Annotated in this window: 32 protein-coding genes; 12 read left to right on the top strand and 20 right to left on the bottom strand. The window is 61.8% G+C overall.

Annotated features, from left to right (window positions below):
- Window positions 1–329 precede the first annotated feature (329 nt).
- Entirely contained in the window at window positions 330–659 is a 330-nt protein-coding gene (locus HJA_RS18245) for a YkgJ family cysteine cluster protein (RefSeq protein ID WP_051597808.1), read from the top strand.
- A gap of 59 nt (window positions 660–718) precedes the next feature.
- Window positions 719–1,339, top strand: a complete 621-nt coding sequence (locus tag HJA_RS16295) for a hypothetical protein (protein ID WP_035584337.1) — start codon at window positions 719–721, stop codon at window positions 1,337–1,339.
- 145 nt (window positions 1,340–1,484) lie between these two features.
- Here the strand turns inward: HJA_RS16295 and HJA_RS16300 are convergent, their stop codons facing one another.
- The 7 genes from HJA_RS16300 to HJA_RS16330 form a co-directional block, all read right to left on the bottom strand.
- Complete coding sequence (locus HJA_RS16300) at window positions 1,485–1,967, bottom strand: nuclear transport factor 2 family protein (protein ID WP_035584340.1); 483 nt, start codon at window positions 1,965–1,967, stop codon at window positions 1,485–1,487.
- 3 nt (window positions 1,968–1,970) lie between these two features.
- Window positions 1,971–2,417, bottom strand: coding sequence for a phage tail protein (locus tag HJA_RS16305; protein WP_035584343.1), 447 nt, complete (start codon window positions 2,415–2,417; stop codon window positions 1,971–1,973).
- A gap of 121 nt (window positions 2,418–2,538) precedes the next feature.
- Complete coding sequence (locus HJA_RS16310; RefSeq protein WP_035584345.1) at window positions 2,539–2,763, bottom strand: SlyX family protein; 225 nt, start codon at window positions 2,761–2,763, stop codon at window positions 2,539–2,541.
- 223 nt (window positions 2,764–2,986) lie between these two features.
- Entirely contained in the window at window positions 2,987–4,255 is a 1,269-nt protein-coding gene (locus HJA_RS16315; RefSeq protein ID WP_081814773.1) for an AAA family ATPase, read from the bottom strand.
- 37 nt (window positions 4,256–4,292) lie between these two features.
- Complete coding sequence (gene thiC, locus HJA_RS16320) at window positions 4,293–6,236, bottom strand: phosphomethylpyrimidine synthase ThiC (protein ID WP_035584351.1); 1,944 nt, start codon at window positions 6,234–6,236, stop codon at window positions 4,293–4,295.
- Window positions 6,233–6,667, bottom strand: coding sequence for a DUF1801 domain-containing protein (locus HJA_RS16325; protein ID WP_035584354.1), 435 nt, complete (start codon window positions 6,665–6,667; stop codon window positions 6,233–6,235). The genes thiC and HJA_RS16325 overlap by 4 nt, the downstream gene beginning before the upstream one ends.
- Complete coding sequence (locus HJA_RS16330; RefSeq protein WP_051597809.1) at window positions 6,664–7,392, bottom strand: hypothetical protein; 729 nt, start codon at window positions 7,390–7,392, stop codon at window positions 6,664–6,666. Before HJA_RS16330 ends, HJA_RS16325 begins: the two co-directional genes overlap by 4 nt.
- Window positions 7,393–7,610: 218 nt before the next feature.
- Here HJA_RS16330 and HJA_RS16335 point away from each other — a divergent pair, with 218 nt between their 5' ends.
- The gene (locus HJA_RS16335) at window positions 7,611–8,420 is read left to right on the top strand and encodes an arylamine N-acetyltransferase family protein (RefSeq protein WP_051597810.1); all 810 of its coding nucleotides are present in this window, start codon (window positions 7,611–7,613) and stop codon (window positions 8,418–8,420) included.
- A 42-nt stretch (window positions 8,421–8,462) separates the two neighbouring features.
- Here the strand turns inward: HJA_RS16335 and HJA_RS16340 are convergent, their stop codons facing one another.
- Entirely contained in the window at window positions 8,463–9,458 is a 996-nt protein-coding gene (locus tag HJA_RS16340; RefSeq protein ID WP_035584357.1) for a hypothetical protein, read from the bottom strand.
- A gap of 238 nt (window positions 9,459–9,696) precedes the next feature.
- Here HJA_RS16340 and HJA_RS16345 point away from each other — a divergent pair, with 238 nt between their 5' ends.
- Complete coding sequence (locus HJA_RS16345; RefSeq protein ID WP_051597811.1) at window positions 9,697–10,503, top strand: hypothetical protein; 807 nt, start codon at window positions 9,697–9,699, stop codon at window positions 10,501–10,503.
- A 3-nt stretch (window positions 10,504–10,506) separates the two neighbouring features.
- On the opposite strand, the gene HJA_RS16350 is transcribed toward HJA_RS16345, so the two are convergent.
- The 6 genes from HJA_RS16350 to HJA_RS16375 all read right to left on the bottom strand — a co-directional run bounded on the left by HJA_RS16350 (window position 10,507) and on the right by HJA_RS16375 (window position 14,064).
- A complete protein-coding gene (locus HJA_RS16350) occupies window positions 10,507–10,875 on the bottom strand; it encodes an MmcQ/YjbR family DNA-binding protein (RefSeq protein WP_035584360.1) in 369 nt (122 codons plus the stop codon).
- 10 nt (window positions 10,876–10,885) lie between these two features.
- The gene (locus HJA_RS16355; protein ID WP_155840086.1) at window positions 10,886–11,281 is read right to left on the bottom strand and encodes a hypothetical protein; all 396 of its coding nucleotides are present in this window, start codon (window positions 11,279–11,281) and stop codon (window positions 10,886–10,888) included.
- 153 nt (window positions 11,282–11,434) lie between these two features.
- Window positions 11,435–12,193, bottom strand: coding sequence for an SDR family oxidoreductase (locus tag HJA_RS16360; RefSeq protein ID WP_035584367.1), 759 nt, complete (start codon window positions 12,191–12,193; stop codon window positions 11,435–11,437).
- Between the two features lie 168 nt (window positions 12,194–12,361).
- On the bottom strand, window positions 12,362–12,844 hold the full coding sequence (locus HJA_RS16365) for a GNAT family N-acetyltransferase (protein ID WP_035584370.1): 483 nt from the start codon (window positions 12,842–12,844) through the stop codon (window positions 12,362–12,364).
- Window positions 12,845–12,849: 5 nt separating this feature from the next.
- Entirely contained in the window at window positions 12,850–13,203 is a 354-nt protein-coding gene (locus tag HJA_RS16370) for an ArsC/Spx/MgsR family protein (RefSeq protein WP_035584373.1), read from the bottom strand.
- Window positions 13,204–13,305: 102 nt separating this feature from the next.
- The gene (locus HJA_RS16375; protein ID WP_035584376.1) at window positions 13,306–14,064 is read right to left on the bottom strand and encodes a phosphodiester glycosidase family protein; all 759 of its coding nucleotides are present in this window, start codon (window positions 14,062–14,064) and stop codon (window positions 13,306–13,308) included.
- Window positions 14,065–14,440: 376 nt separating this feature from the next.
- On the opposite strand from HJA_RS16375, the gene HJA_RS18645 reads away from it, so the two are divergent.
- Both HJA_RS18645 and HJA_RS16385 read left to right on the top strand, forming a co-directional pair.
- Entirely contained in the window at window positions 14,441–14,857 is a 417-nt protein-coding gene (locus HJA_RS18645; protein ID WP_051597813.1) for a PadR family transcriptional regulator, read from the top strand.
- An 83-nt stretch (window positions 14,858–14,940) separates the two neighbouring features.
- Entirely contained in the window at window positions 14,941–16,437 is a 1,497-nt protein-coding gene (locus HJA_RS16385; RefSeq protein ID WP_162177086.1) for a tryptophan halogenase family protein, read from the top strand.
- Here HJA_RS16385 and rlmN read toward each other — a convergent pair whose 3' ends face one another.
- On the bottom strand, window positions 16,438–17,610 hold the full coding sequence (gene rlmN, locus HJA_RS16390) for a dual-specificity RNA methyltransferase RlmN (protein WP_035584382.1): 1,173 nt from the start codon (window positions 17,608–17,610) through the stop codon (window positions 16,438–16,440).
- A 172-nt stretch (window positions 17,611–17,782) separates the two neighbouring features.
- Between rlmN and HJA_RS16395 the strand changes: the two genes are divergently transcribed.
- Together HJA_RS16395 and HJA_RS16400 are read left to right on the top strand one after the other, a co-directional pair.
- Window positions 17,783–18,421, top strand: coding sequence for a YiaD family glycine zipper/OmpA-like lipoprotein (locus tag HJA_RS16395; RefSeq protein ID WP_035584479.1), 639 nt, complete (start codon window positions 17,783–17,785; stop codon window positions 18,419–18,421).
- 162 nt (window positions 18,422–18,583) lie between these two features.
- Window positions 18,584–19,210, top strand: a complete 627-nt coding sequence (locus HJA_RS16400; RefSeq protein WP_051597815.1) for a 1-acyl-sn-glycerol-3-phosphate acyltransferase — start codon at window positions 18,584–18,586, stop codon at window positions 19,208–19,210.
- Window positions 19,211–19,214: 4 nt separating this feature from the next.
- Here the strand turns inward: HJA_RS16400 and HJA_RS16405 are convergent, their stop codons facing one another.
- The 4 genes from HJA_RS16405 to HJA_RS16420 form a co-directional block, all read right to left on the bottom strand.
- Window positions 19,215–19,736: an invasion associated locus B family protein gene (locus HJA_RS16405; protein ID WP_035584484.1), complete on the bottom strand. Its 522-nt coding sequence runs from the start codon at window positions 19,734–19,736 to the stop codon at window positions 19,215–19,217.
- A 197-nt stretch (window positions 19,737–19,933) separates the two neighbouring features.
- Window positions 19,934–20,434 (bottom strand): RNA methyltransferase, encoded by a 501-nt coding sequence (locus HJA_RS16410; protein ID WP_035584385.1) that lies wholly within the window; start codon window positions 20,432–20,434, stop codon window positions 19,934–19,936.
- 4 nt (window positions 20,435–20,438) lie between these two features.
- Window positions 20,439–20,759 carry a hypothetical protein gene (locus tag HJA_RS16415; RefSeq protein ID WP_035584388.1) on the bottom strand — a complete coding sequence of 107 codons (321 nt, stop codon included), beginning with the start codon at window positions 20,757–20,759 and terminating at the stop codon, window positions 20,439–20,441.
- On the bottom strand, window positions 20,756–21,625 hold the full coding sequence (locus tag HJA_RS16420; RefSeq protein WP_035584391.1) for an isoaspartyl peptidase/L-asparaginase family protein: 870 nt from the start codon (window positions 21,623–21,625) through the stop codon (window positions 20,756–20,758). Before HJA_RS16420 ends, HJA_RS16415 begins: the two co-directional genes overlap by 4 nt.
- A gap of 96 nt (window positions 21,626–21,721) precedes the next feature.
- Here HJA_RS16420 and HJA_RS16425 point away from each other — a divergent pair, with 96 nt between their 5' ends.
- The 3 genes from HJA_RS16425 to pip are packed head-to-tail and all read left to right on the top strand — an operon-like array spanning window position 21,722 to window position 24,294.
- Window positions 21,722–22,714: an NADPH:quinone oxidoreductase family protein gene (locus HJA_RS16425; RefSeq protein ID WP_034765367.1), complete on the top strand. Its 993-nt coding sequence runs from the start codon at window positions 21,722–21,724 to the stop codon at window positions 22,712–22,714.
- Between the two features lie 26 nt (window positions 22,715–22,740).
- Window positions 22,741–23,322 carry a DUF2199 domain-containing protein gene (locus HJA_RS16430; RefSeq protein WP_162177087.1) on the top strand — a complete coding sequence of 194 codons (582 nt, stop codon included), beginning with the start codon at window positions 22,741–22,743 and terminating at the stop codon, window positions 23,320–23,322.
- A 15-nt stretch (window positions 23,323–23,337) separates the two neighbouring features.
- Window positions 23,338–24,294 carry a prolyl aminopeptidase gene (pip, locus tag HJA_RS16435; protein WP_035584394.1) on the top strand — a complete coding sequence of 319 codons (957 nt, stop codon included), beginning with the start codon at window positions 23,338–23,340 and terminating at the stop codon, window positions 24,292–24,294.
- 79 nt (window positions 24,295–24,373) lie between these two features.
- Here pip and dnaK read toward each other — a convergent pair whose 3' ends face one another.
- Window positions 24,374–26,278: a molecular chaperone DnaK gene (dnaK, locus tag HJA_RS16440; protein ID WP_035584397.1), complete on the bottom strand. Its 1,905-nt coding sequence runs from the start codon at window positions 26,276–26,278 to the stop codon at window positions 24,374–24,376.
- A gap of 362 nt (window positions 26,279–26,640) precedes the next feature.
- On the opposite strand from dnaK, the gene HJA_RS16445 reads away from it, so the two are divergent.
- Window positions 26,641–26,865 (top strand): DUF2061 domain-containing protein, encoded by a 225-nt coding sequence (locus HJA_RS16445; RefSeq protein WP_035584400.1) that lies wholly within the window; start codon window positions 26,641–26,643, stop codon window positions 26,863–26,865.
- The last annotated feature ends 19 nt before the right edge of the window (window positions 26,866–26,884 follow it).

Raw genomic sequence — 26,884 nt, forward strand, 5'->3', positions numbered from 1 at the left:
AAGTAGCGTTGGAGGTCAGGATGCATGCCTCATAAAGTGGAGGCGCGTGCTGTCAGACGAATTGGGACCACCCCCGATGTGTCATCCCGGAACTTGCGGAGCAAATATCCGGGACCTTGTTTCTGGTGTGCGCATTACAGGAACAAGGTCCCGGATAAACGCTTCGCGTTTTCCGGGATGACATGGGATGAGTGTGGGAGAGACGGCGGCATGTCCGCCCGCACTGTTGAAAATCCCGCTTGCGGGACAGGCAATTCAGACGTAAATCCCGCGCGCCGCCGACCGCTGCGACAGGCACAAACGGGCGGCCGGAGCCTACTGCACCCTACATGTCCGATCCGTCGTTTGACTGTGTGTCCTGCGGCGCCTGCTGTTTCAGCAGGAACCCGCGCTATCTGCAGCTCTTGCCCTGGGATGCGTCCCGCAGCCTGCCGCCGGAGAGCCTCTTCACCGAAAGCGGCTGCACCTATGTAAAGTTCGAGGGCGGTCATTGTGTCCATCTGGACCTGTCGAACGGCAAGGCCGCCTGCCAGGCCTATGAAGACCGCCCCGAGGCCTGCCGTGCCTTCCGGGCGGGCAGCTTCGAATGTGTGAAGGCGCGCCGCGCCAATGGCATCATGGGGGAGAAGGTCCGCCGCCCGGTCAACACACCCGCTTGACGATGCTCCCTGTGGCTCGCATTGAAACGTCTGGAATTTATTGCTCCGGGGGACATTTCATGACGCGTGCTTTTCTCTGTGCCTGCCTGCTGGCGGGCCTGTTTTCAGGACCAGCCCTGGCACAGGAAGATTACACTTCGCCGCTGGCGGGCATCAAATCGATCGACGATCTGGTCAATGGCGCAGGCGCCCCGGAGGAAGCAAACGAAGATGACGGCGCCTTTGACGGCCTCTGGTTCGATGATGCCGGGTCCGACGGCGCGCAGCAGCGTGCCGCCGCACTGGTGGAGGCGGCGGGCTGGGTCTGTGATGCCTGGCCGATGGAAGGCGGGGACCCGATGCGCACGCAGATGTTCGCTGCCTTCATGGACAATGGCGACCTGTTCATCCGCGAAGAAAATTTCGCGTCGATGGACGGCCAGACCCTCCAGGTGACCATCGAATACACGGCCGATGTGGTGACCGATGAGACGGAGACGGAGGTTACCGTCGGCACCAAGTCCAGCAAGGTAACGGGCGTGACGGGCCTGCCGGAGGGCGTGTCGCTGAACGACCCGGGTCCGGTGGAGCTGACGTTTCAGGTCGCACCCGCCGACAACCCGATGGACGGTTACGTCATCCAGGGCTTTTCCGAAGCTGGCGGGGAAACCTCCATGCTCACCTGCATCCCGGGGGAGTAGGGCGCTTTAATCGGTGAAGCACACTTCCGTGCCGTCGCCCTGATCATAGCAGTCGCGGCGGCATCCTTGCGGGCCTGTTCCTTTGCGGCCTGGTAATCCTTGTCTCAGCCCTTCTTGGCCGCTGCGTTGGCCTTGCGCGGGGCTTTTACTCTTCCGCGCCGTCGTCCGGCAGGAAGGCGACCGTCGTCGCGCGGACCTTCCACGCTCCCTCCACACGCACCAGATAGTCCGTCCCGGCATAGCGCACCGTGCGGGGCGAGCCGTCGGCTTCCATCAGGGATTCGGTGGCGTTGAAGCGGGCGAGCGCCGTATCGCCGAGCACGGTGATGTCGGCGAACTCCGCCTCATAGCTGACGACGCTGGCGCCGCCGTCAATATAGTCCCGCACCAGCTGCATGTGCGGGGCCTTGGCGCGGGGCTCGGTCTGGCCGGCGAACCAGACCGTCCAGTCGTCATGATATTCAGACGCCCAGGCCTCGAAATCTGTCTCGATCCCCATCGGCCCGTTGGAGAGAAGGTCAGCGATGGCCTGCTGGTCGGCGGACCAGCCCTGCTCGCTGGCGAGGGCGGGCAGGGTGGCGAGTGTCAGGGCGGCGGAGAGTCCGGCGATTTGAAGGAAGCGTTTCATGATTTAGTTCCTTGACGGATAAATTCCCTGCGTCACGATGCATTGCTTCAGGGCGATGTAAGGCAGCGGCTCGCCGCTGGCGGGCCTGGCGCCCGGTGCGCCGTTCTTGCCATTGTTGGACTGGCTCCCGGCGGTGCCCGTCTGGCCAATCGTATAGTTTGGCAAGCCCGGGCCTTGCCCCGCGCCGATGATTGTGCGCCCGCGCAGATCCGGCAGGGCAAAATTCGTCCGCCTGTCACCGCCATACTGGGTGCCGAAGAGGGAGAAGAGCGCCTGGTTTTGATTGATCGGCAACAGCCGCCCATCCGCCTCCAGCGTGCCGCGCGGGCAGAAATTGAAGCCCACCGTGACGATTTCGCCGATATATTCCTCCGGCCCGGCATGGGCCGCAGGCGCCGCCGCAAGAAAAGCCCCGGTGAGCGCAGCCGTGATGACAGATGTCCGTCGCATCGCGTGTCCTCCCTTTTTTGTACGGAAGACCCTAGAGCCTGGGGCCGGAGAGGCAAGGGCAGACCCGTGCGCGGCGGAGCCGTCCCTTCTGGCGCCGGCCGGAAGGCCTAATCATGCGGCTCTAATAGTGAGGGGGAGGCCGGTCCACGGGGGCGGCCTGGCCGGCGGACTGTTCGGCGTCAGCGACGCGCTCGGCAAGGTGCTGGACCTGACGCTCCAGCCGGTCGATCAGCTTCCATTGCGCCGTGATGGCCTCGTTCAGCTCCTCAATCGTCTGGTCCTGATGGACCACACGCATTTCAAGCTCGTCGAGGCGGGCGGAGTCCGGTGAAGCGCTGTCAGTCATGAGGGAGGGATTAGCGCTGCTGGCGGGACGTGGCAATGACTTAGGAACGTTGAAACGTGGCGGGGTAGGGTGGGTTGAGGCAACGCCGATACCCACCATCCGGACCCGCCGCAGACATCGCCCGGTGGGTATCGCTCCGCTCAACCCACCCTACGCTTGCGATACGACAAAGTCATGTGCGGTAAAACGATGCGTGCGGTTGCTAGAAATTGGACAGCTGTGGCTAAGGCTGCGCGTCTCTGCGTCGCTTCTTAAGGTCGGCGATGAGAAGATCCAGCCGTTCAATCTTCTCGCCAGACTCCAACAATGACCCCCTAATGCAGATTTTCATTTTAGGGCTGACAAATCGGTAAGTATCGCCCCTCGGAGACTTTCGAATGATGGGATGAGGATCTGCAGCAAGTTCGCTTAGTATTTGGCTGACATTGAGCGTTTTCTGGTCAGTCGTGTTCGGAAACAGGCGCCTCACTTCTGTCTCTACGTCACGATAACTAAAGTCTCCCTTCTCGAACTGAGACATAGCGAAAATCACCTGATTTCTGCGTCCGACTTTCGTCGACTTTGAGTTCATTTTGCTGAGCATCGCAGTATGATCAGAGGTGAATGACGAGCTTATCCAATCTCCAACAGCAAATTTGAGATCCGATTCAGTTATTTTCTCTTTGTCCTCTGCCTTGAGTTCCACGGCTATTGCCAAATTAAGTCCAAGCTCATGAATGTATTGGGGGATATAGTCCGTGTACTCGGCAATCTTCTCTAAAGTGACGCCTGTAGGCTGCAGACCTAATTGTTCGACCAAACCTTTCCGCAAGAGTTCAACTGCATCGCTTTCTTCGAGGCGGGCAACCTCCGGAATTTCTACTATGCGATTCGAGATGGTTTGTGCATTTTTGGTCTGAGAGAAATACGACTGCATATCATTCGGAACACCAACGATCAGAATACGGACATTATACTTTGCGTAATCGTCGTCATCCAAAAGAATTAGGATGTCTGATACTTGGTTGACCAACTTTTGATTGCCGAGAATGGCTTCCATGTTTTCGAAGACCAAGAAGCTGGGCTTGCCATCTTTGTCAGCCACCGCTTCCAAAAGTTGTTCAAATGGTTCCTTTCGAAGCCTCTCAATCTCCTCAATCTCCTCAGCGCTCACGCTTAGAAAGCCAATGCTCCCTTTGCCGCCACCTTTGGAGGTCACCTTGCGGACTACCTCTGTTTTTATCGAAGCGAATTTATCCGCTAAAGCTGCGTTCACATCATTAAATCGTGCGGCCACAGCCATATTTACAGCTGTAAAAGGTACGCCTTCTTGAGAAAAGACGTGCTTATATAGCCAACTTTTTCCAGATCCGCTTTCTCCGTGAATCAGCAGGTGTTTATTTGTGCTGAGATTTGTAACCAGTGCGTACTCCTGAACTACACGACGGATGTACATATCCGCATTCACTTCTGGTGAGCGAGGTGTGAAAACATCATGCGCTTTAAATTTCATGAGAGCAGTCCGGTTTGCAAAAGTTTGATCGTCGGTTTTATGCCTTATCCAAATAAATCTCCCCGCCTTTTGATTTAAACTCAAGCGATTTTTCTTCCATCCCCTTGCGCGCCTCGGCGGCCTGCTTCTCCAGGTCCAACCGTTCGTTCTCGCTCATACCCGCCGCATACTCCCGCACTTCGGCGGTGATCTTCATGCTGCAGAATTTGGGGCCGCACATGGAGCAGAAGTGGGCCACTTTATGTGCTTCCTTGGGAAGGGTCTGGTCGTGGAAGTCGCGGGCGGTTTCGGGGTCGAGGGAGAGGTTGAACTGGTCTTCCCACCTGAACTCAAAACGCGCGCGTGAGAGGGCGTCGTCGCGCACCTGCGCGGCGGGGTGGCCCTTGGCGAGGTCTGCCGCGTGGGCGGCGAGGCGGTAGGTGACGACACCGACTTTCACATCGTCCCGGTCCGGCAGGCCCAGATGTTCCTTGGGCGTCACATAGCAGAGCATGGCCGTGCCATACCAGCCGATCATCGCCGCGCCGATGCCGGAGGTGATGTGGTCGTAGCCCGGCGCAATATCCGTGGTGAGCGGCCCGAGGGTGTAGAAGGGGGCTTCGCCACATTCGCGCAGCTGTTTTTCCATGTTCACCTTGATCTTGTGCATCGGCACATGGCCGGGCCCTTCGATCATCACCTGGCAGCCCTTGGCCCAGGCGATCTTCGTCAGTTCCCCGAGCGTTTCCAGCTCCGCGAACTGGGCCGCATCATTGGCGTCTGCGATGGCGCCGGGGCGGAGGCCATCGCCGAGGCTGAACGAGACATCATAGGCGCGCATGATGTCGCAGATTTCCTCGAAATGCGTGTAGAGGAAGCTTTCCGTGTGATGCGCCAGCATCCATTTCGCCATGATCGAGCCGCCGCGGCTGACGATGCCGCAGACGCGGTCTGCCGTCAGGTGGATATAGGCGAGGCGCACGCCGGCATGGATGGTGAAATAGTCGACGCCCTGTTCGGCCTGTTCGATCAGCGTGTCACGGAAGACTTCCCAGGTGAGGTCTTCGGCGACGCCGTTCACTTTTTCCAGCGCCTGATAGATCGGCACCGTGCCGATTGGTACCGGCGAGTTGCGGATGATCCATTCGCGCGTGTTGTGGATATTGCGCCCGGTCGAGAGGTCCATGACATTGTCCGCGCCCCAGCGGATCGCCCACACCATCTTGTCGACTTCTTCCTCCACCGAGGAGGCGACGGCCGAGTTGCCGATATTGGCATTGATCTTCACAAGGAAGTTCCGGCCGATGATCTGCGGTTCCAGCTCCGCATGGTTGATATTGGCCGGGATGATGGCGCGGCCCGCGGCGATTTCCTGGCGCACGAATTCCGGCGTGATGTATTCCGGAATATGCGCGCCGAAGCTTTCGCCCTCGGCGATGCGTTCCGCGGCGCCTTCGGCGGCTTTCGCCCGGCCGAGATTCTCGCGCGTGGCGACATAGATCATCTCTTTGGTGATGATGCCGGCCTTGGCGTATTCGTACTGGGTGACGAGGGGCTGGCCACGGTCATTCAGTGGCGGGTCCAGATCCATCGAGCAGGGGGAGGAGGCGACCTCCGTCTTGTCGATACGCGCCATGCCGCGCAGCGGGCGGTGCTTCACCGGGAATTCGCGGGCGAGGTGTTTGCCGCTGGCGCCGCCATTGTCTTCCGGCTTCACGTCGCGGCCGTCATATTCCTCGACGCCGCCGCGTTCCAGCACCCAGTCACGCCGCGTGCGGGCGAGGCCTTTTTCGACGTCGATGGTCACCGACGGGTCCGTATACGGACCGGACGTGTCATAGACCGGCACCGGCGGCTCATTGGCGCTCGGGTGCAGGTCGATCTCGCGGTGCGGCACGGCGAGGTCCGGCAGGGGGTGGGTGTACACCTTGCGGGAGGCGGGCAGCGGCCCGGTCGTGACCTGCGGGGTGGCGAATTCGGACTGGCTGGAAGGCTTGTTCATGATGCAGGCTTTCTCTGGTGGTAGGTCAGCGCCATGGCGAGGCAATGGCGGATGGGGTCTGCGGGAAGTGTTTCGCCGACGGGCAGGCGGATTTCGCGGTGGCCGACAAGGTCAAGCACGCCGCCGTAAAGGCCGCGCCACGCGTCCAGCAGTGTCGTCTGGCAATTAACGAAAATGCCGACAGTTTTTGGACGCTTCGGCGACCAGGCGAGGCGGATCGTCGTGCCGCTTTTCGGGGCGCTGGTCAGGTAAGCCGGCTCGCCCCATTTGAGGGTTTCGGTGATACGGCCCGCTTCGGGCAGGGCAGCGGCAGTCTCAAAGATCATGTCGCGGATGGCGAGCAGCAGCTTGCGTGCCGGAGCCGGATAAGCGGCGTACACGTCGGCAACATCGGCGGGCAGAGCGGGGGCGGGGAGGCTGGCCGTCTTCATGACACCAGATTTCCCGTCTGTTCCGGCGTCAGCTCGATCCACAGCGTGTCGGCCTGCGCCAGCAATGTGCCGTCTGCGGCGTAGAGGGCGGTGCCGGCAAAATGCTTCCGTCCTTTGCTCCACTCATGCCAGGCATGAATGATCACCGGCGCGCCGGTCGGCACGGGCCTGTGCTGCGCCGCAACCATTTCCCCCAGCAGATAGGTCGTCTCGATCTCCGGCAGGGCAAAGCCGCCGGGGCAGTCGAGCGCTGCCCAGACATATTCCGGGCGGACATGGCCATGCCCGTCATCGAAATTGGCATGCGGGGTCCAGACGGCGGCGGCTTCCAGCTTGTCGCCGAGCCGGCCGCAATGGATGTGCAGGCCTTCGCCTTCCTTGCGGTTCCGTCCGCAGACGAAGCAGGTGGAGACGCCGCCTGCGCCGAAATAGGTCGGGTTTTGCCCGGCTTCCTGCGCGGCCTCCATGGAGGGTGGGGCAGGCGGGGTGAGTGTCACGCCGCCGGGGCGGGCGGTGAGGATGGGCATGCCGCCGGAGGTCGCGACCAGCTTGTCGTCCTGCCGGGTCACGGCCAGGGCTGTGTCCAGCGGGATCGGCGCAGAGATGCGGACAATATGCGGCGCCTCGAACAGGCGCGACAGCACGCCGGCCGCATAGCCGCCATTGCCCGAAGAGGGCGGGCCGTTAAAGGCAGAAGCAATGGTGATGTCGCCGACCGGCTGCATGGTTTCCGCTCCGTCCCTCGCGCCGGCCACGCCGCTTGTCGCGGCATTCCCCGGATCAGGTTCAAAGGGTAAAGTCTCAGCCCTGCCGGCTCATTCCGGTCAGGACACCCCTCGGATGGCGCCACCCTAGTGAATCTGACCGGACTTGGAAAGGGTGAAGCCGTATTGACGGAAGGCGTGCGCGTCCCGACATATCCCTTCTTTGACGAGCATGTGTCATGCATCTGAAAGCCTATTTCGCGCGGATCGGATATGACGGAACGCCAGCCGCGGATCTGGAAACCCTTCGGGCGCTAAGCCACCTGCACCCGCGTGCCATTCCATTCGAGAATCTCGATGTGCAGCTGAAGCGCCCGGTCAGCATGGCGCCGGAGGTAGTGTTTGACAAACTGGTTACCCGGCGCCGTGGTGGCTGGTGTTACGAGATGAACGGCCTGTTGGGCTGGGCGCTCGGTGAGATCGGCTTTGATGTCCGGCGGGTAGAAGGCGGCGTTATGCGGGAGGTGAGGGGCGACGAAGCGTTCGGCAATCATCTCTGTCTTGCAGTCCGGCTGGACGGGAGGGACTATCTGGTCGATGTCGGCTTTGGCGGCAGCCAGACCGCGCCGATGGTGATTGCGCCGGGCAGCGACGCGCAGGTGCCGTTCGACCTGGAACTAGTCCCGCTGGAGAATGGCTACTGGCGCATGGTTCAGTACACGCTGGGCAAGCCGTTCTCGTTCGACTTTCACCCTGACCGTTGCAACGAAGCCTTGCTGGCCGACAAATGCAACTGGCAGCAGAGCGATCCGGCGTCGGTTTTTGTCCAGAACCTCGTGGCTCAGAAGCGGACCGGAGATGCCCATGTCACCTTGCGCGGACGGGTCTTCACCCGGCTCGAATCCGGCGCAGAGGAAACGCGCCTGCTGCAGTCAGGCGCTGAACTTGTGGACGTGCTGAACGACGAGTTCGACATCAATGAGCCGGAAGCGGAAGCCTTGTGGCCCGCCATCTGTGCGCGGCACGAGGCATTGTTTCCGCAAGCCTGAGGGCAAACTCAAGCAGCGCGCCACCCTCCGGTGTCCATTCGTCTATTCCGCTGCTTCGGAATCGAGTTTTTTGACCGCCTTGTCCCAGTCCCGGACCTTGTCCAGTTGGCCATTGTAAATCCGGATCTGGTCGTCCGGCGTGTGCATCAACACGTCGATATGGGACCGGGCTTTGTCAGCCAGCGGGCGGGCGATGGCCTCCAGTTCGGCCTTCTTCTCTTTCATTTGCGAGTCATCGTCATAGGTTTTTTGCGGCAGGGCCGGATTGGTCCAGATCCAGCCGCCATTCCCGAAATTGATATTCTCCAGATAGACATGTTCCCAGCGGGTCAGGCGTTCGACTTCCTGGCCGTAGAGACGGGCCAGGTAGAATTCGATCTCCAGCTTGTGGGCGGGGCAGGCGGCGTAAAGCGACTCGAGGCGGTTGCCGGCCCAGCCGAAGCCCGGATGATCGTATTTCGTCCTGATCGTACGGTCCCACAGGTTCGCTTCTTCCTGTAGCCGGAAGTTTGCATGGTCGGCAAAGGGACAGGCTTCATAGGCCGCGCCTGAAATCGCCGGATGGATGCGGCCTGCTTCGGCCAGCCGGATCATGTAGGGCAGGGCGTATTTGAGCAGCGACGTGGTCGCGGCGTTGTAACCGAAATAGTTCTGCTCGCTGCCGTCCGGCTGTTTCAGCACGCTCGGCGTCTGTTTCGTGTTCCACGCGTAATCGTTCTGCGTGATCGCGGTCAGCGCCAGCGTGATGTATCGCTCCAGCGTGTCCAAATCCGTGGCAGATCCCATGACAGCGCTGGACAGGGTCGAGGCGATGGCCTGCGCATCCGGCCGGTCCGGGCAGGTTTCGACCGCCCATTCCGCGAGTTCGAGGATCGCGGCCAGATCCGTCTGCGTGCCCTGACGGATGGCCATTTCCATGTCGTAGAGTGTCTGCTCGGCATCGGCCGGACAGGTGGCGGCAGGCTCTGCCAGGGCAGGCGCCCCGAGAAGTGCTGCGATGGCGAGCGAGGCTGCGGCAAAGATCCGTTTGAGATGCATGGCGGTGCTGGAAATTCCTCAGGCGTGGTGGGAGGGGGGGTGAACGGTGGCTGCGTATCCTCCTGCTATTCCATCCGGCCTGCCTCCCCGCAACAGGGGAGGCCGCTGTATTTCATGCAGAATGCCGCCGGCGCCTCTGCACAGGATTAACAGCCTGCGCAGTTCCATTAACCTTCTGTCGACACGATTGGTCCAAGTCTGGGGGCAGACACTGAACACCCGGACGGGAGACCCGCCCATGGCCTTCGATGCTGCCCTTGCCGCCGCCCCAAAGACCGAGACGAAGCCGACCAAATGGCAACGTTTCAAGGTCGATCTGTGGCTGACAGACCTGAACCTGACCGAAACCGGTATCATGAAGCATACTCAGCATGAGGCTGAGTCAGACCAGTTCACCAAGGATATGGAGATCATCGGCCAGATCCGCGAAGACGGGAAACGCTCCGGCATCGTCGCCTACCGCAAGGAGTTGTGGAAAGACGGCAAGGACATGAAGCGCCGGCTGGTGATCAAGCTGTTCTCGGAGAACATGCGCTGGCGCGGCACGATGGAACTGATGATGGGCCGTTCGCTGCAACTGTCCATCGGCGCACGCGGCGTGCCGGTCACGGCCTTCTCGATGAATTTGTCGCGGTCGAAACAGCTGATCCAGCTGGAACGTTCGGCGCAAAAATGGCCGCTCTTCCCGGAAAAGTTTTCCTTCTTCATCGAAACCTCGCGGGGGCCGCGCTTCTACCGCCTGCGCCGCAATGTGATCGGTATCGGCGCGGACTACACGCTCTATGACGACAAGAACCGGAAGATCGGTTCGCTGGATCACCGGATCATCAATCTCGGCGGCAGCTGGAAGGTGAAGCTCGATGCGGCGCATTCCTATGCGGCGCTGGAATCGGTGCTGCAGATGTTCTGTACCATGCTGCGCTTCAACGGGGCCGTGCGCCGTCATGTGTCGCATGAAGTGGAAATGGTCAGCCGCGGCCGCGCCGTGCGCGAACTCGACCATCAGGAGTCGGACCTTTACCAGAATCCGCGCCGCCGGCGCTGAGGCCTATTTGCCGTCCTTCAGGAAGCCCAGCTCCCGCTGCAGCTTTTTTGTAAGCCCTGCGGCCACCAGCTGGTAGGAAGCTTCGATATAGGCTTTGAGGTCATCGTCGGAGAGGGTTTCGGCACTGTAGCGCTGGATCCATTTCATCCCGCGTGAGGCGAGATAGGGCGCGGGCTGGCAGCCGGGCTGCTCCTTCAATATGTCGTAGCTCATTTCCGACACCTTGAACGAGCAGACCATCTCGCCGTCTTCTTCCCGGCCCATGACGAAGACCTTGCCGCCAATCTTCCAGACCGTCGCCTCACCCCACTGGATGACACTGGTCGTGTGCGGAAGACTGCCGCAGAACTTGTTGTAGGTCTTTAGATTCATGGCTTGAAAATCAGAGCCCCTTGGCCTTGTCGCACATATTGGACACAAGCGCTTCGGCGAAGGGCCGGGGCTGGTCCTTGCCGCCGAATTTGACACGGGAGAGTGACAACTCATCCCGCGCCTGATCGTACAGGACTTCCAGCGTCGCCGCCGTATTCACGCCGACATAGAGGATCTCGCCTTCGGCCGTGACGCGCACCGTATCCGGATCGTCCGTGCCATAGGCGGTCCACAGCGTCTTCGCGTCGAAATCATTTATGAAATAGCCATTGACGATCTTGCCCAGCGACTGGCCCGGGCATTCGGGCAGATAGGCATCCTTGGCATCGTCGATCACCGAATGGCCCCCGCATGCGGAGAGTGTGCAGGCAAGAAGGCCAATCGTGAAGCATGTTTGTATTTTCATCATTCCCCCCGGAACTGACTGGTCGATTGATCACGGAGTATAGGGCCGGAGTCGAGAGCTTGGCCAGACAGAAGACGGATCGCACCGCCTGGTTGTTTGCGGGGAAGGGGATTCCCGCCGGGAAGGGGAAGGCCCGGCGGGAAGACAGGCAATTCAGCCCTGGTAGGAGTCGTTCAGCATCTTGAAGACCTGATCGAAATTGCCACTGGCTTCGGCGCCCCGCAGGAGTTTCGCGCGCTGGACGCAGACTTCCGCGGGCGTGTCCTCGATGCCGAAGCTTTCCATCGTTTCAGCGATGAAATCTGCCAGCGGCATGTAGCCTTCGCGGGTCTCCTGGCCTGGGGTCAGGCCGGTCTGGACGCCAGGCGGCGCAAGCTCGATCACTTCGACACTTGTATCCTGCAGCTGATAACGCAGTGATTGCGTCCAGGCATGCATGGCCGCTTTCGAGGCGCTGTAGGCCGGCGTGTGGGCCAGCGGCACGAAGGCCAGACCCGATGTCACGTTGACGAGACGCGCGGCGGGCTGTGCGCGCAGGTGCGGTAGAAGGGCGGCCGTCAGGCGCATCGGTCCGAGAATGTTGGTTGCCACGGTCGCTTCGGCGACGGACAGGTCCACCGGGTCTGCCAGCCAGTCTTCCTTCGCCATGACACCGGCATTGTTGAAAAGGACGTTGAGTTCCGGGAAGTCCGCAATGAGCGCCTTTGCGAAGCGGGCGATGTCGTCACCGTCCTGAACGTCGAGCGTGCGGGCGTGCATGCCTTCGCGTCCGGCAATTGTTTCATCGAGGCTGGAAGCGGTGCGCCCCGCAACGATCACCGTATTGCCGAGAGCGTGGAATTCCCGGGCGAGCTCACGGCCAATGCCTGACCCGCCGCCTGTCATCAGAATTGTGTTGCCTGAAGTTTTCATGGTCTCTCTCCTCGTCCGCGGGATCGTCCCGTCGCGGGTAGATAGGTCGCTTCCTTGTGTTCGGAAGGGGCGGGTAACGATTTCCGGGATCACAATAAAAGTGATTGGACACGCTGAGTCGAAGCGCCCTTCAGGATTGCGGCGCATTCGATTTGTATACTGAGAAAATCAGAGGGCTTTCTCGAAGAACAGCGCCTGACCCTTGTCCGGATCGAGCTCATAGGCGCGGTAACCGGCGGCTTCGTACACGTCCCGGGCACGCGTATTGCCGGACAGGACTTCCAGCGTAAGCTTGCAGCAGCCACGGCGGCGCGCTTCGGCTTCGGCCGCGTCCAGCAGAAGCTTGCCGATGCCCTTGCCGCGATGGTCCGGATGTACGGCAATGTCATGCACGTTGAGCAGCGGCTTGCAGGCAAAGGTGGAGAAGCCTTCGAACGCGTTCAGCACGCCCGCCGGCACGCCGTCTGCGAAGGCGAGGAACGAGACGGCATAGGGGCGGGCCGCCAGCTCTGCGGCCAGGTGTTCGCGCGTGTGGGCGCTCAGCGGTTTGCCGCCGCCCATCGGGTCGCGCGCATAGACGTCCAGCAGGCCGGTCAGTGCAGCGGCGTCTGCAGCATCGGTATAGTCGGCCTGGCGGACGTGAGTGTTCATAACGGTCAGCCGAGCAGGACGCCCTGCACGTCCTTACCCCAGCCGACATGGACATCGCCGCCAGCTTCGATGACCGGGCGTTTGATCAGGGTCGGATGCTTCGCCAGCAAGGCTTTTTCGCCATTGGTGCCGGCCTTTGCCTTTTCGGCATTGGTCAGATTGCGCCAGGTGGCGGAGCTCTTGTTCACCAGCTTGTCGGGCGCCGCCTTCAGCCAGACAGGCAGCTTCGCCGCAAGGTCGGCTTCGTCGCGGATGTCGACAAATTTCACCGGTGTACCGGAGGCTTCCAGCTCGCGTTTCGCTTTACGGCACGTGTCGCAATTCTTCAGTCCATAAAGGGTCAGCGCCGGTCCGGGCATGGTCTGTCTCCGGTTAGAAAGAGGCGCGTTCCTATCCCCAAAGGCGAGTGGGCACAACCGGACAAAGACGCTGCGGCGCAGCACCGGGCGGGTTTTCTCAGATCAGGGTGCGGCGCGGGCAGGCCTGCGCACAATTGCGACGATCGGGCCCATATCCGTGCCGCCATCGTCCCGGTCGAGGACGGGCGCATAGAGGCGCGAAACGGTCCCGTCGAGATAGAGCGCATCTGTGGCGCCGAGCTGATCGCGGAAGAGGCGGGCGAATGTATCGAAGTTCACCGGTACATCGCTGATCGCGAACCAGAGCGTTTCCCCGTCTGCGGAGAGGCCGACGCCGTTGCGCCGTTTGCGGCTTGTGCCGTCCGGATTGAAGGCCGGGTGCAGTGCGCCATCGATGACCAGCATCGGGCCGGACTGGGTGGCGTAGCGTGCTTCGGGCGCCAGTGCCTCATAGGCCAGCGTCTCGGTGACATGGGCGGCGCCGTCCGCATCAATCCAGAACACACCGTTCGGCAACAAGCCGAAATTGCCGGGCCCGGCGCGCGTCACCAGGCCCGCCTGCTGCCCGCCATCTTCGATATAGAGCCCGACCGGCCGGCGGTCGTCATGATACATGCCGGCATTCATGGCGAAGACCAGCTCGCCGCCATCGGCTGCAATCGTTTCGGCCAGCCGGCTGAAATCCGCAAAGGGGGCGCCGTCGGGATGCGTGCGGAACAAGGCGAGCCCCGGATCGTCCGCCGCGAACCGGCAAACCGTGAAGGGCTGCTCGTCAAACCGGATAGCTTCGCACGCCTGCGCCGTTTCCTCCCGGCAGCCGGGAAGCAGGCAGAGAATTAGCAGGGGAAGCATGGCGCGCATGGATGTAGCCTAGCTGGCCGCCTGCCTGCCTTCCAGAGCGGTTGTCAGCCTTCCAGATATGTTTCGATATATCTATAACTTGCATATTCGATATATCTAAACTATATGAAGTTCAGATATATCGAAAGGAAAGAAAATGAGATATCGAAACAGACATTCAGATCGCGGTGCCGCCAGGCACTTCTTTGCCGGACAAGGCGAGGATTGCACCGGCGGCTGCATGGAGCGGAAAGGCAGAGGTATGCACCAGGGACGAGGTGGACATGGACGTGGTCAGGGCAGGGGCCCGGGACGCGGAGAAGGAAGGGGACGCGGACGGGGCCATGGCCGCCGCCGCCCGCTGGATCATGGCGATCTACGCCTCCTGATCCTGAAATTGATCTCGGAAGAGCCGCGCCACGGCTATGACATCATCCGCGAGATCGAGGCCCGCACGGGCGGTGCCTATGTGCCGAGCCCCGGCGTGATCTATCCGGCACTTGAAGCGCTGCTGGATCTCGGCTGGGTCGAGGCCGAGGCGGATGGCGCGCGCCGTTCCTTCAAGCTGAGCAAGGAAGGCGAAGCGGAACTGGAGGCCGAGGCGGAAACGCTCGCGCGGATCGAACAGCGGCTGGCCGACCTGCTGGACAGTGACCGGCCGGAAGACCCGCAGGATGTGCGCGGGGCGATGTGGCGCCTGCGCCATGCCGTTCAGGAAGCCGTCCGTGCCCAGCCGGACGACCTGGACCGCCGCAAGGCCGTCGCCGACATCCTGACCGAGGCGCAGGAAAAAATCGCCGGCCTGAAGGACTGATACCCACCGGCTGAGCCTTGCAATTGACCCGCCCGCTGATCCTGTGAAAACTGAAAATGGGAATTCCGGAACAGAGGGCGGGCATGGTTCAGTCAATCCTGGTCGTGGGCGGCGGCAGTGCCGGCTGGATCACGGCCAATCTTCTCAACGCGCATATTCGCCGCGCCGGCCGGCCGACGACGGTCACGCTGGTCGAATCTCCCGACATTCCCACCATCGGCGTGGGGGAGGCGACGGTTCCGACCATCCGGCGGACGCTCAGCGATATTGGCCTGCCGGAACAGGACCTGCTGACTTCGGCGGAGGCAACGTTCAAGACGCTGATCCGGTTTCGGGACTGGAACCCGGGAGAGAGCTACGACCATCCATTCGACCGGCGCCAGCGCCCGCATACGGATGCGGCGGTCAGGGGCTGGACGGCACAGAATGGCCAGGCCTTCGACCGGGCCTTTTCAACGCTCACCCAGCTGGCAGACTTCAACATCGCCCCGAAATCCCCGCACGCGCCGCCATATCGCGGCAATTTTCCGTATGCCTACCACCTCGATGCGATCAAGCTGGCGAAACGTTTGTCGAAATTCGGACAGGCGCGCGGCATCCGCCACAAGCTTGCCAATATCACGGAGGTGAAAGTGTCCCCTGAAGGGCAGATCTCCTCGGTGGAGACAGATCAGGGCGAGACGCTGACGGCAGATCTCTATGTCGATTGCACCGGCTTCCGCTCCGCCCTGCTGGGCAAGGCGCTGGACGTGCCGATGAAATCCTACGCCAAATATCTCCTGTGCGACCGCGCCGTAACGATGCGTGTGCCTTATGAGGTCTACAAGCCGGAGCGGATCCTGACCTACACGCTCGCCACCGCGCGCGAGGCGGGCTGGCAATGGGACATCAACCTGCAGTCCCGCCGCGGCATCGGCTATGTCTATTCCAGCCAGTTTCTCAGCGACGATGCGGCCGAAGCAGCGCTGCGCAGATATGAGGGTCCGCATAGCGACACGCTGGAAGCGCGGCATATCAAGTTCACCAGCGGCAAACGCGAGATGAGCTGGAAGGGCAATTGCGTGGCCGTGGGGCTCAGCGATGGTTTCCTCGAGCCGCTGGAATCGTCCGGCCTCTACTTCATCGAATTTGCTGCCCTCGCTGTCGCCAGTATGCTGGAGGATTATGCTGCCGCGCCGGAGGCGACGGTGCGTTACTACAACCGGATCAGCAATGAACTCTTCCAGGAGATCCTGGGCTTCATCAATTTGCACTATGTGACATCCAAGCGCCGGGACACGCCGTTCTGGCAGGCGGCAACAGCCGACGAGGCGGTCCTCGATGATCTGCGCGACCGGCTGGAACTGTGGAAGCGGCGTTCCCCGACGCAGTTCGACTTTCCGGGTGCGGACAGGCTGTTCGCGCAGGACAGCTACGAGTTCATCCTGCATGGCATGAAATACGTCGAAGGGCCTGCGGGCACTGCGCCGATGCCGCCGGATCTCAGCGGCATGGTTGCAAAAAGCCGGAGCGAATTGCCCGAACACGAGGCATTTCTGGCGCTGGTGCAGAAAGCAGCGGCTGCGCGCCCTGCGGGGTGATCAGCCCGCCTTGCCGCCTGCTTCTGCGGCAAGCGCTTCGCGGCGTTTCTCGGCGGCGGATTTCTTCACGCTTTCCGAACGTAGCTGGCCGCAGGCGGCGAAGATGTCCCGGCCGCGCGGTGTGCGGATGGGGCTCGCATAGCCCGCCCGGTTCACAACTTCGGCGAAGGCCTCGATCGTCTCCCAGTCGGAACACTCATAGGGCGCGCCGGGCCAGGGGTTGAACGGGATGAGGTTGATCTTCGCCGGCACACCCTTCAGCAGGCGGACAAGGTCGCGCGCTTCGGCCAGCGAGTCGTTCACGCCTTTCAGCATGACATACTCAAACGTCACGCGTTTCGAATTGCTGAGGTCCGGATAGGCGCGGATCGCATCGAACAGGGTCTGCAGATCGTATTTGCGGTTGATTGGCACAATCTCGTTGCGCAGATCATCATGCGTCGCGTGCAGGGAAATGGCGAGCGCGGCGCTGGTGCGGTGGCCCAGTTCCGGGATCTTCGGCGCCACGCCTGCGGTCGAGACCGTGATGCGGCGGCGGCCGATGGCGATGCCGTCGCCGTCAGAGATCGTGTCGATGGCTTCGGCGACATTGTCGAGATTATAGAGCGGTTCGCCCATGCCCATGAAGACGATGTTCGTCAGGCGTCGGTTTTCGGTCGAAGTCGGCCATTCGCCCAACTCGTCCCGCGCGATGAGAACCTGCGCGACAATCTCCTGGGCCGTCAGGTTGCGGACCAGTTTCTGCGTGCCGGTATGGCAGAAGGTGCAGTTCAGGGTGCAGCCGACCTGGCTCGAAACGCAGAGCGCACCGGCCTTGCCAACGTCCGGGATGAAAACGCTTTCGCCTTCGATGCCCGGGCCGAACCGGGTCAGCCATTTCTGGGTCCCGTCGCGGCTCACCTGGTGGTCGGCGATTTCCGGGCGGGTCAGGATGTAGCGTTCCGCCAGCTGGGCGCGCAGCTCTTTCGCGACATCGGTCATGTCGGCGAAGTCCTGCGTCCCGAAATGATGGATCCAGCGGCGCAGCTGCTTTGCGCGCATGCCGGATTTCTTCGGGTCGACGCCCATCGCCTCCATCTCTGCTTTCAGCGCAGGCAGGCTCAGCCCTGCCAGGGATGGCAGAGCAGTAGGGGCCGCGTCTGGGCGGCGGGAGAGGTCCAGTTCGATCTTCATGTCGCGGCGCCTATATCACGGTTGGGTGACAGGCGGAAACCACCAGAACACTTATGGTTCACAAGGGGTTCATGTGCCCGCCCTCAAAAAGCCATGAGTGGAACATATGTCTCCGCGGCGCGTTGTTACGCGTCCCGATAAGTGGGCTGATCCAGATATGGAGCTGATAATCATGAAACGTCTCGCCATTGCCGTCTGTGCTGTCTCAATGCTTGCCGCCTGCGCGGAAGGCCCCAGCCGTAACGTCTGGACCGGTGCTGCCGCCGGTGCAATTCTCGGAGCCGGAGCCGGTACGCTCGCAGGCGGGGACGACGGCCGCAATGCTGCAATCGGTGCAGCAGTGGGCGCCATCGCCGGTGCTGCCGTCGGCGACTATATGGACAAGCAGGAACGCGCCCTGCGCGAACAGACTGCCGGCACCGGTATCGGTGTTGAGCGCCAGGGCGACCAGATCGCGCTGACCATGCCGTCCAACATCACGTTCGATGTCGATAGCTCGACCATCAAACCGGGCTTCTATGCCACGCTGAACGATGTCGCCACGACGCTGGTCGACTATCCGTCGACCGCTGTGGACGTCATCGGCCACGCTTCTTCCGATGGCCCGGATGACTATAACATGCAGCTGTCGCAGCGCCGTGCCGCCTCTGTCCAGAACTATCTGGTCAATCAGGGTGTCGCCTCGGTCCGTCTGCGCGCCATCGGTATGGGTGAGACCCAGCCGATCGCCGACAATTCGACGGCTGCCGGCCGCGCCGCCAACCGCCGCGTGGAAATCATCCTGACGCCGGTGACGCAGGACGGCTACTAAGCGGGCCTGACCCTTTCAGGGTCTACCAAACAGAAAAGGCCAGCCGGACAGGTCCGGCTGGCCTTTTTCTTTGGGCGCTCTCTCTGGCGCCGGGCCAGGCGGTATTTGCACGACTTCTGTGTCCGGAAAGTCTATGGTCCGGGCAGGAAAGGGGGCGCCGCGATGAAGGAAAAGGCTCCGATGCAGCGTGCACGAGGAAGCTTCGGCAAGCCCGGCCCCTATCGGGGCGTCTTTTCCGAAGGCGTCAGGGGCCTTTCCTGGCTGTTCCTGAAGGCGGCCGGCTGGCATGTCGCGACAGACTGGCCGGGTGTCACGAAATCCGTGGTCGTCGCCGCGCCGCATACGTCGAATTTCGACGGCTTGTTGATGCTGGCCATTGCCGGCTGGTACCGGCAGAAGCTCAGCTGGATGGGCAAGGCCTCACTGGTGTCCGGGCCATTTGGCGCCCTGGTGCGCCGGGCCGGCTGTGTGCCGGTCGACCGGTCCAGGTCGGCGGATGTGGTGTCCCTGATGCGGGAGGCTTTCGACAAGGCCGACACGCTTCATCTCGCCATTTCACCGGAAGGCACGCGCGATGCGAACCCGAACTGGAAAACCGGTTACTGGCACATCGCGAAATCGGCCAATGTGCCCTTGCTGATCGCCGTGCTGGATTTCGGCACGAAGGAGATGCGGTTTGAAGGGCCGATGATGCCGGGCGAAAGCATCGGCGCAGACATGGCCGAGATCGTCTCGCACTATCGCGATGCCGAAGGCAAGCATCCGGAGAAATTCGTCCTGCCGGACTGAGGCGTCAGCGGCAGGTGGCGGCAGCCTTGTCGATCGCGGCGGCAGAGCCGCTCAGCGAGAAGTGATAGGCGACCTGCGTGTTGCGGGCCGAGACGGCCTGGACACGTAGCTCAGATCCTTTCTTCAGTGCCGTGACAATGCGGGAATCGTCGGAATCGTCGGCAAAGGCTTCGCGGCCCACGGCGAACAGCGTCCAGCTGGACCGGCCCACCTGCGCTTTCGGGGCCATGTCTTCACGCAGATTGTAGCCGACTTTCAGGCTCGGCTGGTTGCGGGCCCGGCCGGACTTCCAGCTGGTGACATAGAACCAGACATCCCCATGGTCGGCATTCTTTGGCGCCTTGTCCGTTGCGGGCGTTGCCGCATAGCAGATGGTTTCGCCGCCCGTCGTGTCGGTGAAGACCGACCAGTCCTTGTAGCGGCCGACAGCGGCCGGTTCGGCGCTGGCCAGCGGGGCGGCCAGAACGAGGGCGGCGGCCAGAAGCCCCGAAAGGCGGAGGCCGGAAAGTCGGGAGGAAGGGGTCATGTCTTTATGCATCTTCTATACAGCGTCTGGTCCGGATCGGTTTCTGCCGCCAGTGTAGGTGTCATAGAGTTAAGGCCAAACTTCGGCAAATTGAATGACACCGGATTCCGGCAACTGAATTTCTGTTTCTTCACCCTGCCACAGGCGGTCTGAGCAGCGGATGAACCTCGCAGTTGTGCGCAGTTCAGGAAACCGGCTCAGCCCGGCAGCTTGCCGTCGCCCGGCACACCGCCCGGCATGATGGGGCGCGGAGCATAGGCGCCGAGGGCGAGGTGGCGGTCATACATGACCAGCGCCCCGGCAAGGCTGAGATTGATGCAGAATTTGGTCGGGATCTTCACGACATGGTCACAGCGGGCCAGCGTCTCCGGTGACAGGCTGCCGCGCTCGGGCCCCAGAATATAGGCGGCCTGCACCGGGTGGCGGAAGGTCGGCAGCATCACCGCCTCGTCGGTCAGCTCCACCCCGACCAGCTGGCAGCCGCGCGGCAGCTGCATCTCGTCGATCGTGTCATACTGGTAGTAGGGGATGTGCCCGGCCGTCTTGGATGTGTCGGCGGCATAGGCCGCCCGCAGGCGGTGTTCGGCGTCGATGGAGAAGAAATAGCTCGCCCCGAACGCATTCGCCGTGCGCATCAGCGCGCCGAGGTTCATGGCCTTGGAGATCCGCTCCGACCCGATGGCGAAATAACCGCGCATGGTCTCAGAACGCTCCTACGGCGAAGCGCAGCCAGGCAAGTGACAGGAGAATGGCCATGGGCGCTGTATAGGTCACCCGGCGGGCGAGGCGCAATTGCGTGAGCTGGGCAGGATAGGTCTCGATCAGCCAGGCGAGGTGTTCGCCCGGCGTGTCGGTCTTGCCGGAGGAAGCAACGGCGTCGCGGTAGGCGGCGTCGCGATAGTCTCCGCCGAACTTGTCCGCCAGCGCCCGGCGCAGCGAGACCGAGATCAGCATCCGCATCTGCGCTGCCAGCACGAAGGCAAAGCCCGACAGGCCCAGAACGATCCATCCGGCAATCATCATGCGAAGGTCGCCACTTCGAACCGGCCTTCGGAATCCATCAGGCCGCGCTTCAGGCCGCCGGAATTCGAGCCCGCAACCAGCGTACCGTCGGCGCCGACGGCGATCATGCCGCCTTCGCCGCCGAGGTGTTTCACATCGTCCAGCGCGCCCTGAACGGCATCTTCCAGCTGCGCCCCGCCATAGCGGATGCGGGCGGAGACGTCTGCGGCAGCCGCGGCGCGGATGAAATACTCGCCAAGGCCGGTGCAGGAGATCGCGCAGCGCTCGTCCGCCCAGGTGCCGGCGCCGATCAGCGGCGTGTCGCCGACGCGGCCCGGCGTCTTGGACTTCACCCCGCCTGTGGATGTGGCAGCGGCAAGGTCGCCATACTGGTCCAGCACGACCGCGCCGACCGTGCCCATGGCCCGGGCCGGCAGCAGGCAACGCTCCTCCACCGGCTGGTAATAGGTGTCCGGGTCGCGCACTTCCGGCAGGCCGTATTCGGTGGCCAGTGCCCAGGCGCCTTCGCCCGCGATCAGCACGTGCGGCGTACGCTCCATGACGATGCGCGCGGCGGCGATCGGGCTGATGATGCCGGAAAGGGCCGCCACGGCCCCGGCATTGCGGGTGCGCCCGTCCATGATCGCCGCGTCCAGCTCGTAACGTCCGTCGGTATTGGGCGCAGCGCCCTTGCCGGCCAGGTGCAGGCCGGATTCTTCCAGCGCTGCGACCATGGCTTCCACCACGTCCAGCGCGGCCACACCGGCCGCCAGCCGCTTGCCGCCTTCGCGCAGCAGGTCAGCCATGTGCGCTTCCTCGCGTGAATAGTCGCGTCCGAAGACAGGTCCGGCGCCGCCATGAAGGGCAATGGCCCATTTCCTCGCCATAGCTGGTAACACTCCCTTACGTCAGGCTTGGATTATGAAGGCCACACCGCTACCGTCTGGCGCAGCAAACAACAAGACAGGAAGGGAAGCGCGCTCATGAAAGCTGTGCTGTCGAAAGAAGTCGGCGGACCGGAAACTCTGGTCCTCGAAGAGATCGCCTCGCCGGAATACGGCAAGAACCAGGTTCTGGTGCGGGTGAAGGCGTGCGGGGTGAATTTCCCGGACTCGCTGATGATCAAGGACATGTACCAGTTCAAGCCGCCGCGCCCGTTCAGCCCGGGCGGCGAAGTGGCCGGTTTTGTCGAAGCAGTCGGGGAGGGCGTCACCCATGTGAAGCCCGGCGACCGCGTGCTGGCGTCCATCGGCAATGGCGGTATGGCGGAACTGGCCGTCGCTGCGGCCCATTCCGTGATGCCCATCCCGGACGACATGCCGTTCGCAGAGGCAGCCGCCTTCATGATGACCTATGGCACGTCCTATTATGCCCTGAAGGACCGGGCCGACCCGAAAAAAGGCGAGAAGCTGCTCGTCCTCGGCGCGGCTGGCGGTGTCGGCATCGCGGCCGTGGAGCTTGGCAAGGCGATGGGCCTCGAAGTCATCGCGGCCTGTTCCAGCCAGGAAAAGGTGGATTTCTGCCTCGGCAAGGGCGCCGACAAGGGCCTTGTCTATGCCCGCGAGCTCGACAAGGACGGCATGAAAGCCTTCTCGAACGACATCAAGGAAATCTCCGGCGGCGGCGTGGACATCATCTATGACGGTGTCGGGGGCAATTATGCCGAACCGGCGCTGCGCGCGATGAACTGGGAAGGCCGCTTCCTCGTGATCGGCTTCCCGGCCGGTATCCCGAAGATCCCGCTGAACCTGACCCTGCTGAAAAGCTGTGACATCCGCGGCGTGTTCTGGGGGGCCGCCGTGGCGCGCGATCCCAAGGCCCATGCGCAGAACGTCAAGGAACTGTTCGAGCTTTACACCGCCGGCAAGATCCGCCCGCACGTCTCCAACACCTACCCGCTGGAGAAGTCGGCCGATGCCATCCTTGAACTGACGGAACGCCGGGCCCAGGGCAAGGTCGTCATCGTCATCGATTGATGTCAGCTGAAGCGCAGCTGCGCGCAATGGTCGAACAGCCGTGGCGCTGTTCGAATTGCGAGCAGCTGCACCACGGCTTGTTCGATCTGGCTTGCTTTGCTCCGGACTATTGGAAGGAGGAAGAGGTCTATGAGCCGAACGCGTCTCTTCGATTGGACGGCGATTTCCTCTCCGAAGACTTTTGTGTCTTGGGCGGAGAGTATTTTTTCGTCAGATGCGTTGCCCTGATACCCGTCGTCGGAATGAAGGAGACATTCGGCTTCGGTGTCTGGTCGTCATTATCCCGTACGAATTTTGAGAAGTATATCGAGAAGTTCGATACCGGGTTTGATGTTGATCAGGGACCTTGGTTCGGCTGGTTGTCGAACCGCCTGAAAAATTATCCCGACACTTTGGCACTGCCATGCGACGTGTATCCGCAACCAAAACGTAAACGACCGCACCTGGTCGTTACGGGCTATGAGCACCCCCTCGCGCTCGATATTCGCGACGGTATGGCGCCGGAAAAGCTACTCGAAATTTACGAAGCCAACGGGCATTGCCCTGAACGGCCTGCAGAAAAGCCAAGCAGTCATGGCTGGAGAGGTTTATTCGGATTGCGGAAGTGAATCCGGAGAAACGCCATGACTGACCTGCGCACGCTTTACCCTGAGATTGAGCCCTTCGAGACCGGCTTCCTCGACACCGGCGATGGCCACCGCGTCTATTGGGAACGCGTCGGCACGAAGGGGGCGAAGCCCGCTGTTTTCCTGCATGGCGGGCCGGGCGGGGGCTGTTCGCCCAGCCACCGGCGCCTGTTCGATCCGGCGCTTTACGACGTCACCCTGTTCGATCAGCGCGGCTGCGGGCGGTCCACCCCCTTTGCCAGCCTCGACAACAACACGACCTGGCATCTCGTCGCCGACATTGAGCGCCTGCGCGAGATGATCGGCGTGGAGAAATGGCAGGTGTTCGGCGGATCTTGGGGCTCCACACTGGCGCTCGCCTACGCCGAGACGCACCCGGAACGCGTCAGCGAGCTTGTCCTGCGCGGTATCTACCTGCTGACCAAGGCCGAGATGAACTGGTACTATCAGTTCGGCGTCTCGGAAATGTTCCCGGAAAAATATGAGGCCTTCGTCGCGCCGATCCCGGAAGCCGAGCGCGGCGATCTCGTCACCGCCTACCGAAAACGCCTGACCGGGGATGACCGGGAAGAGCAGCTGCGCTGCGCGAAAGCCTGGAGCGTGTGGGAAGGGGAGACGATCACCCTTCTGCCGGAGCCTTCAACGTCTGACCAATTTCACGACGCGGAGTTCGCGCTCGCCTTTGCCCGGATCGAGAACCACTACTTCATCCATAAGGGCTGGTTCGAAGACGGACAATTGCTGCGCGATGCGGGACGGCTGAAGGAGATCCCCGGCACGATCGTGCATGGCCGCTACGACATGCCATGCCCGATGCGCCAGGCCTGGGAACTGCACAAGGCCTGGCCGAAATCGGAGTTCTATCCCATCGAAGGGGCGGGCCACGCCTATTCGGAGCCCGGCATTCTCGACAAGCTGATCCGTGCCACCGACAAATATGCCGGCAAGGCCTGACGCTGCCGCCAGCTGAGGCCCAAATGAAAAGCCCGCCGGATCGCTCCGGCGGGCTTTGTCTTTTCCGTTTTGGAACGGATTATTTCTTGTCGTCGTCGACTTCCTCGAAGTCGGCATCGACCACATCGTCGCCATCTGCAGCGGCATCGGCTGCTGCGTCAGCATGGGCGGTGGCCTCCTGCTGGCTGGCATAGATGGCCTCGCCGAGTTTCATGGCGGCCGACATCAGGGCCTGATGCTTGGCCTGGATGTCTGCGAGATTGTCCGTTTCGCGGGCTTCTTTCAGCTCACCAACGGCTTTCTCGATCTCGCCTTTGACGTCCTCGGAGACCTTGTCGCCATGCTCTTCGAGCTGCTTCTCGGTCTGGTGCACCAGGGCTTCGGCGTGGTTCTTCGCTTCGACCAGTTCGCGGCGGGCCTTGTCGGCACCCGCATTGGCTTCAGCATCGGCCATCATGCCTTTGATGTCGTCTTCCGAGAGACCGCCATCGGCCTGGATGGTGATGACCTGTTCCTTGCCGGTGGCCTTGTCCTTGGCGGACACGGACACGATGCCGTTGGCGTCGATGTCGAAGGTCACTTCGATTTGCGGCACGCCGCGCGGGGCCGGCGGAATGCCTTCGAGGTTGAACTGGCCGAGCATCTTGTTGTCAGCGGCCATTTCGCGCTCGCCCTGGAAGACCTTGATCGTCACGGCCGGCTGATTGTCGTCAGCGGTCGAGAAGACCTGGGACTTCTTGGTCGGGATCGTCGTGTTGCGGTCGATCAGGCGGGTGAACACACCGCCAAGGGTTTCGATACCCAGCGACAGCGGGGTCACGTCGAGCAGGACAACGTCTTTCACGTCGCCTTGCAGGACACCGCCCTGGATTGCGGCGCCGATGGCAACCACTTCATCCGGGTTCACACCTTTGTGCGGTTCACGGCCGAAGAATTTCTTCACCGCTTCCTGCACGGCCGGCATACGGGTCATCCCGCCGACCAGAACGACTTCGTCGATGTCAGAGGCTGACTTGCCCGCATCCTTGAGGGCTTTCTCGCACGGCGCGATGGTGCGCTTCACGAGGTCCTCGACCAGGCTTTCGAACTTGGCGCGCGAGAGCTTGATGTTGAGGTGTTTCGGGCCGGAAGCGTCGGCCGTGATGAAGGGCAGGTTCACTTCGTATTGCGAAGCGGACGACAGCTCTTTCTTGGCTTTCTCGGCTTCTTCCTTCAGGCGCTGGAGGGCCAGCTTGTCTGCCTTCAGGTCGATGCCCTGATCCTTTTTGAACTCTTCGGCAAGGAAGTCGACGATCCGAAGGTCGAAGTCTTCACCGCCGAGAAAGGTGTCACCGTTCGTCGACAGAACTTCGAACACGCCGTCGCCGATTTCCAGCAGCGAGACGTCGAACGTACCGCCGCCAAGGTCGTAGACAGCGATTGTCTTGTTCTCGCCCTTGTCGAGGCCGTAGGCGAGGGCCGCGGCCGTCGGTTCGTTGATGATGCGCAGCACTTCGAGACCGGCAATCTTGCCGGCGTCCTTGGTGGCCTGGCGCTGGGCGTCGTTGAAGTAGGCCGGGACCGTGATGACGGCCTGGGTCACTTCGCTGCCCAGATAGGCTTCAGCGGTTTCCTTCATCTTGGTGAGGATGAAGGCGGACACTTCCTGCGGGGCATAATCCTTGTCGCGGCCTTTGACCCATGCGTCGCCATTCGGACCTTTGACGATCTCGAAGGGCGAGATGGCCTTGTCCTTCTGCGCGGTCGGGTCGTCGAACTGACGGCCGATCAGGCGCTTGATGGCGTAGAACGTGAAGTCCGGGTTGGTCACGGCCTGGCGGCGGGCAGGCATGCCGATCAGGCGTTCGCCGCTTTCGGTGAAGGCAACAACGGACGGGGTCGTGCGCGCGCCTTCGGAATTCTCGATGACCTTCGCCTGGCCGCCTTCCATGACGGCGACACAGGAGTTTGTGGTCCCGAGGTCGATACCAATAATCTTGCTCATACTAAGTCTCTCTCTCCTTTAGCCGCCACCTGCCCCGTTCGCGCGGTCTGCTCAGCAGCCCCGCAAGGCAGATAGCTCTGCAAGTGACGTTTTGAGTAGGCGAATGGAGGGGTTGAACCTGTTCGCCCGTTCGGTCTGGGATATGGGGAAATTTCAACGCGTCACAAGAGGCCTGCGACGCCTTTTCCATGTCTGGCTGTGCTTTGCGGCCATAGATCGCGCCTATATCCGCGTCTTGCAGGATTTATTTGAGAATCGTTCGCATTTAGGCCAGATTGGCAGGAAGAACAGACCGTCTTCATGGTCTTTATATGGTCTGTTCATGGTGTTCTTCATGGTCTGGAGCGGGAGTTATCCAACACATGCCGACGCATGCATTCAAGACGCTGACCTACAGCCTCATGCACTTGTCCGTGGCGATGACGGTGGCCTTCATCCTGACCGGCAGCTGGCACGCCGCGCTCGCCATCGGCCTGATCGAGCCGCTGGTCCAGACGGCCGCCTACACGCTGCACGAACGCGCCTGGGCGCGGGCCAAATTCCCAAATGTCTCAAAGCGTTCATGTGCGGTGCCGGGCGAAGCGTGATACGCTCCTAGATTGAGGG

The organism is Hyphomonas jannaschiana VP2, assembly GCF_000685215.1.
GTDB classification, from domain to species: Bacteria; Pseudomonadota; Alphaproteobacteria; order Caulobacterales; family Hyphomonadaceae; genus Hyphomonas; species Hyphomonas jannaschiana.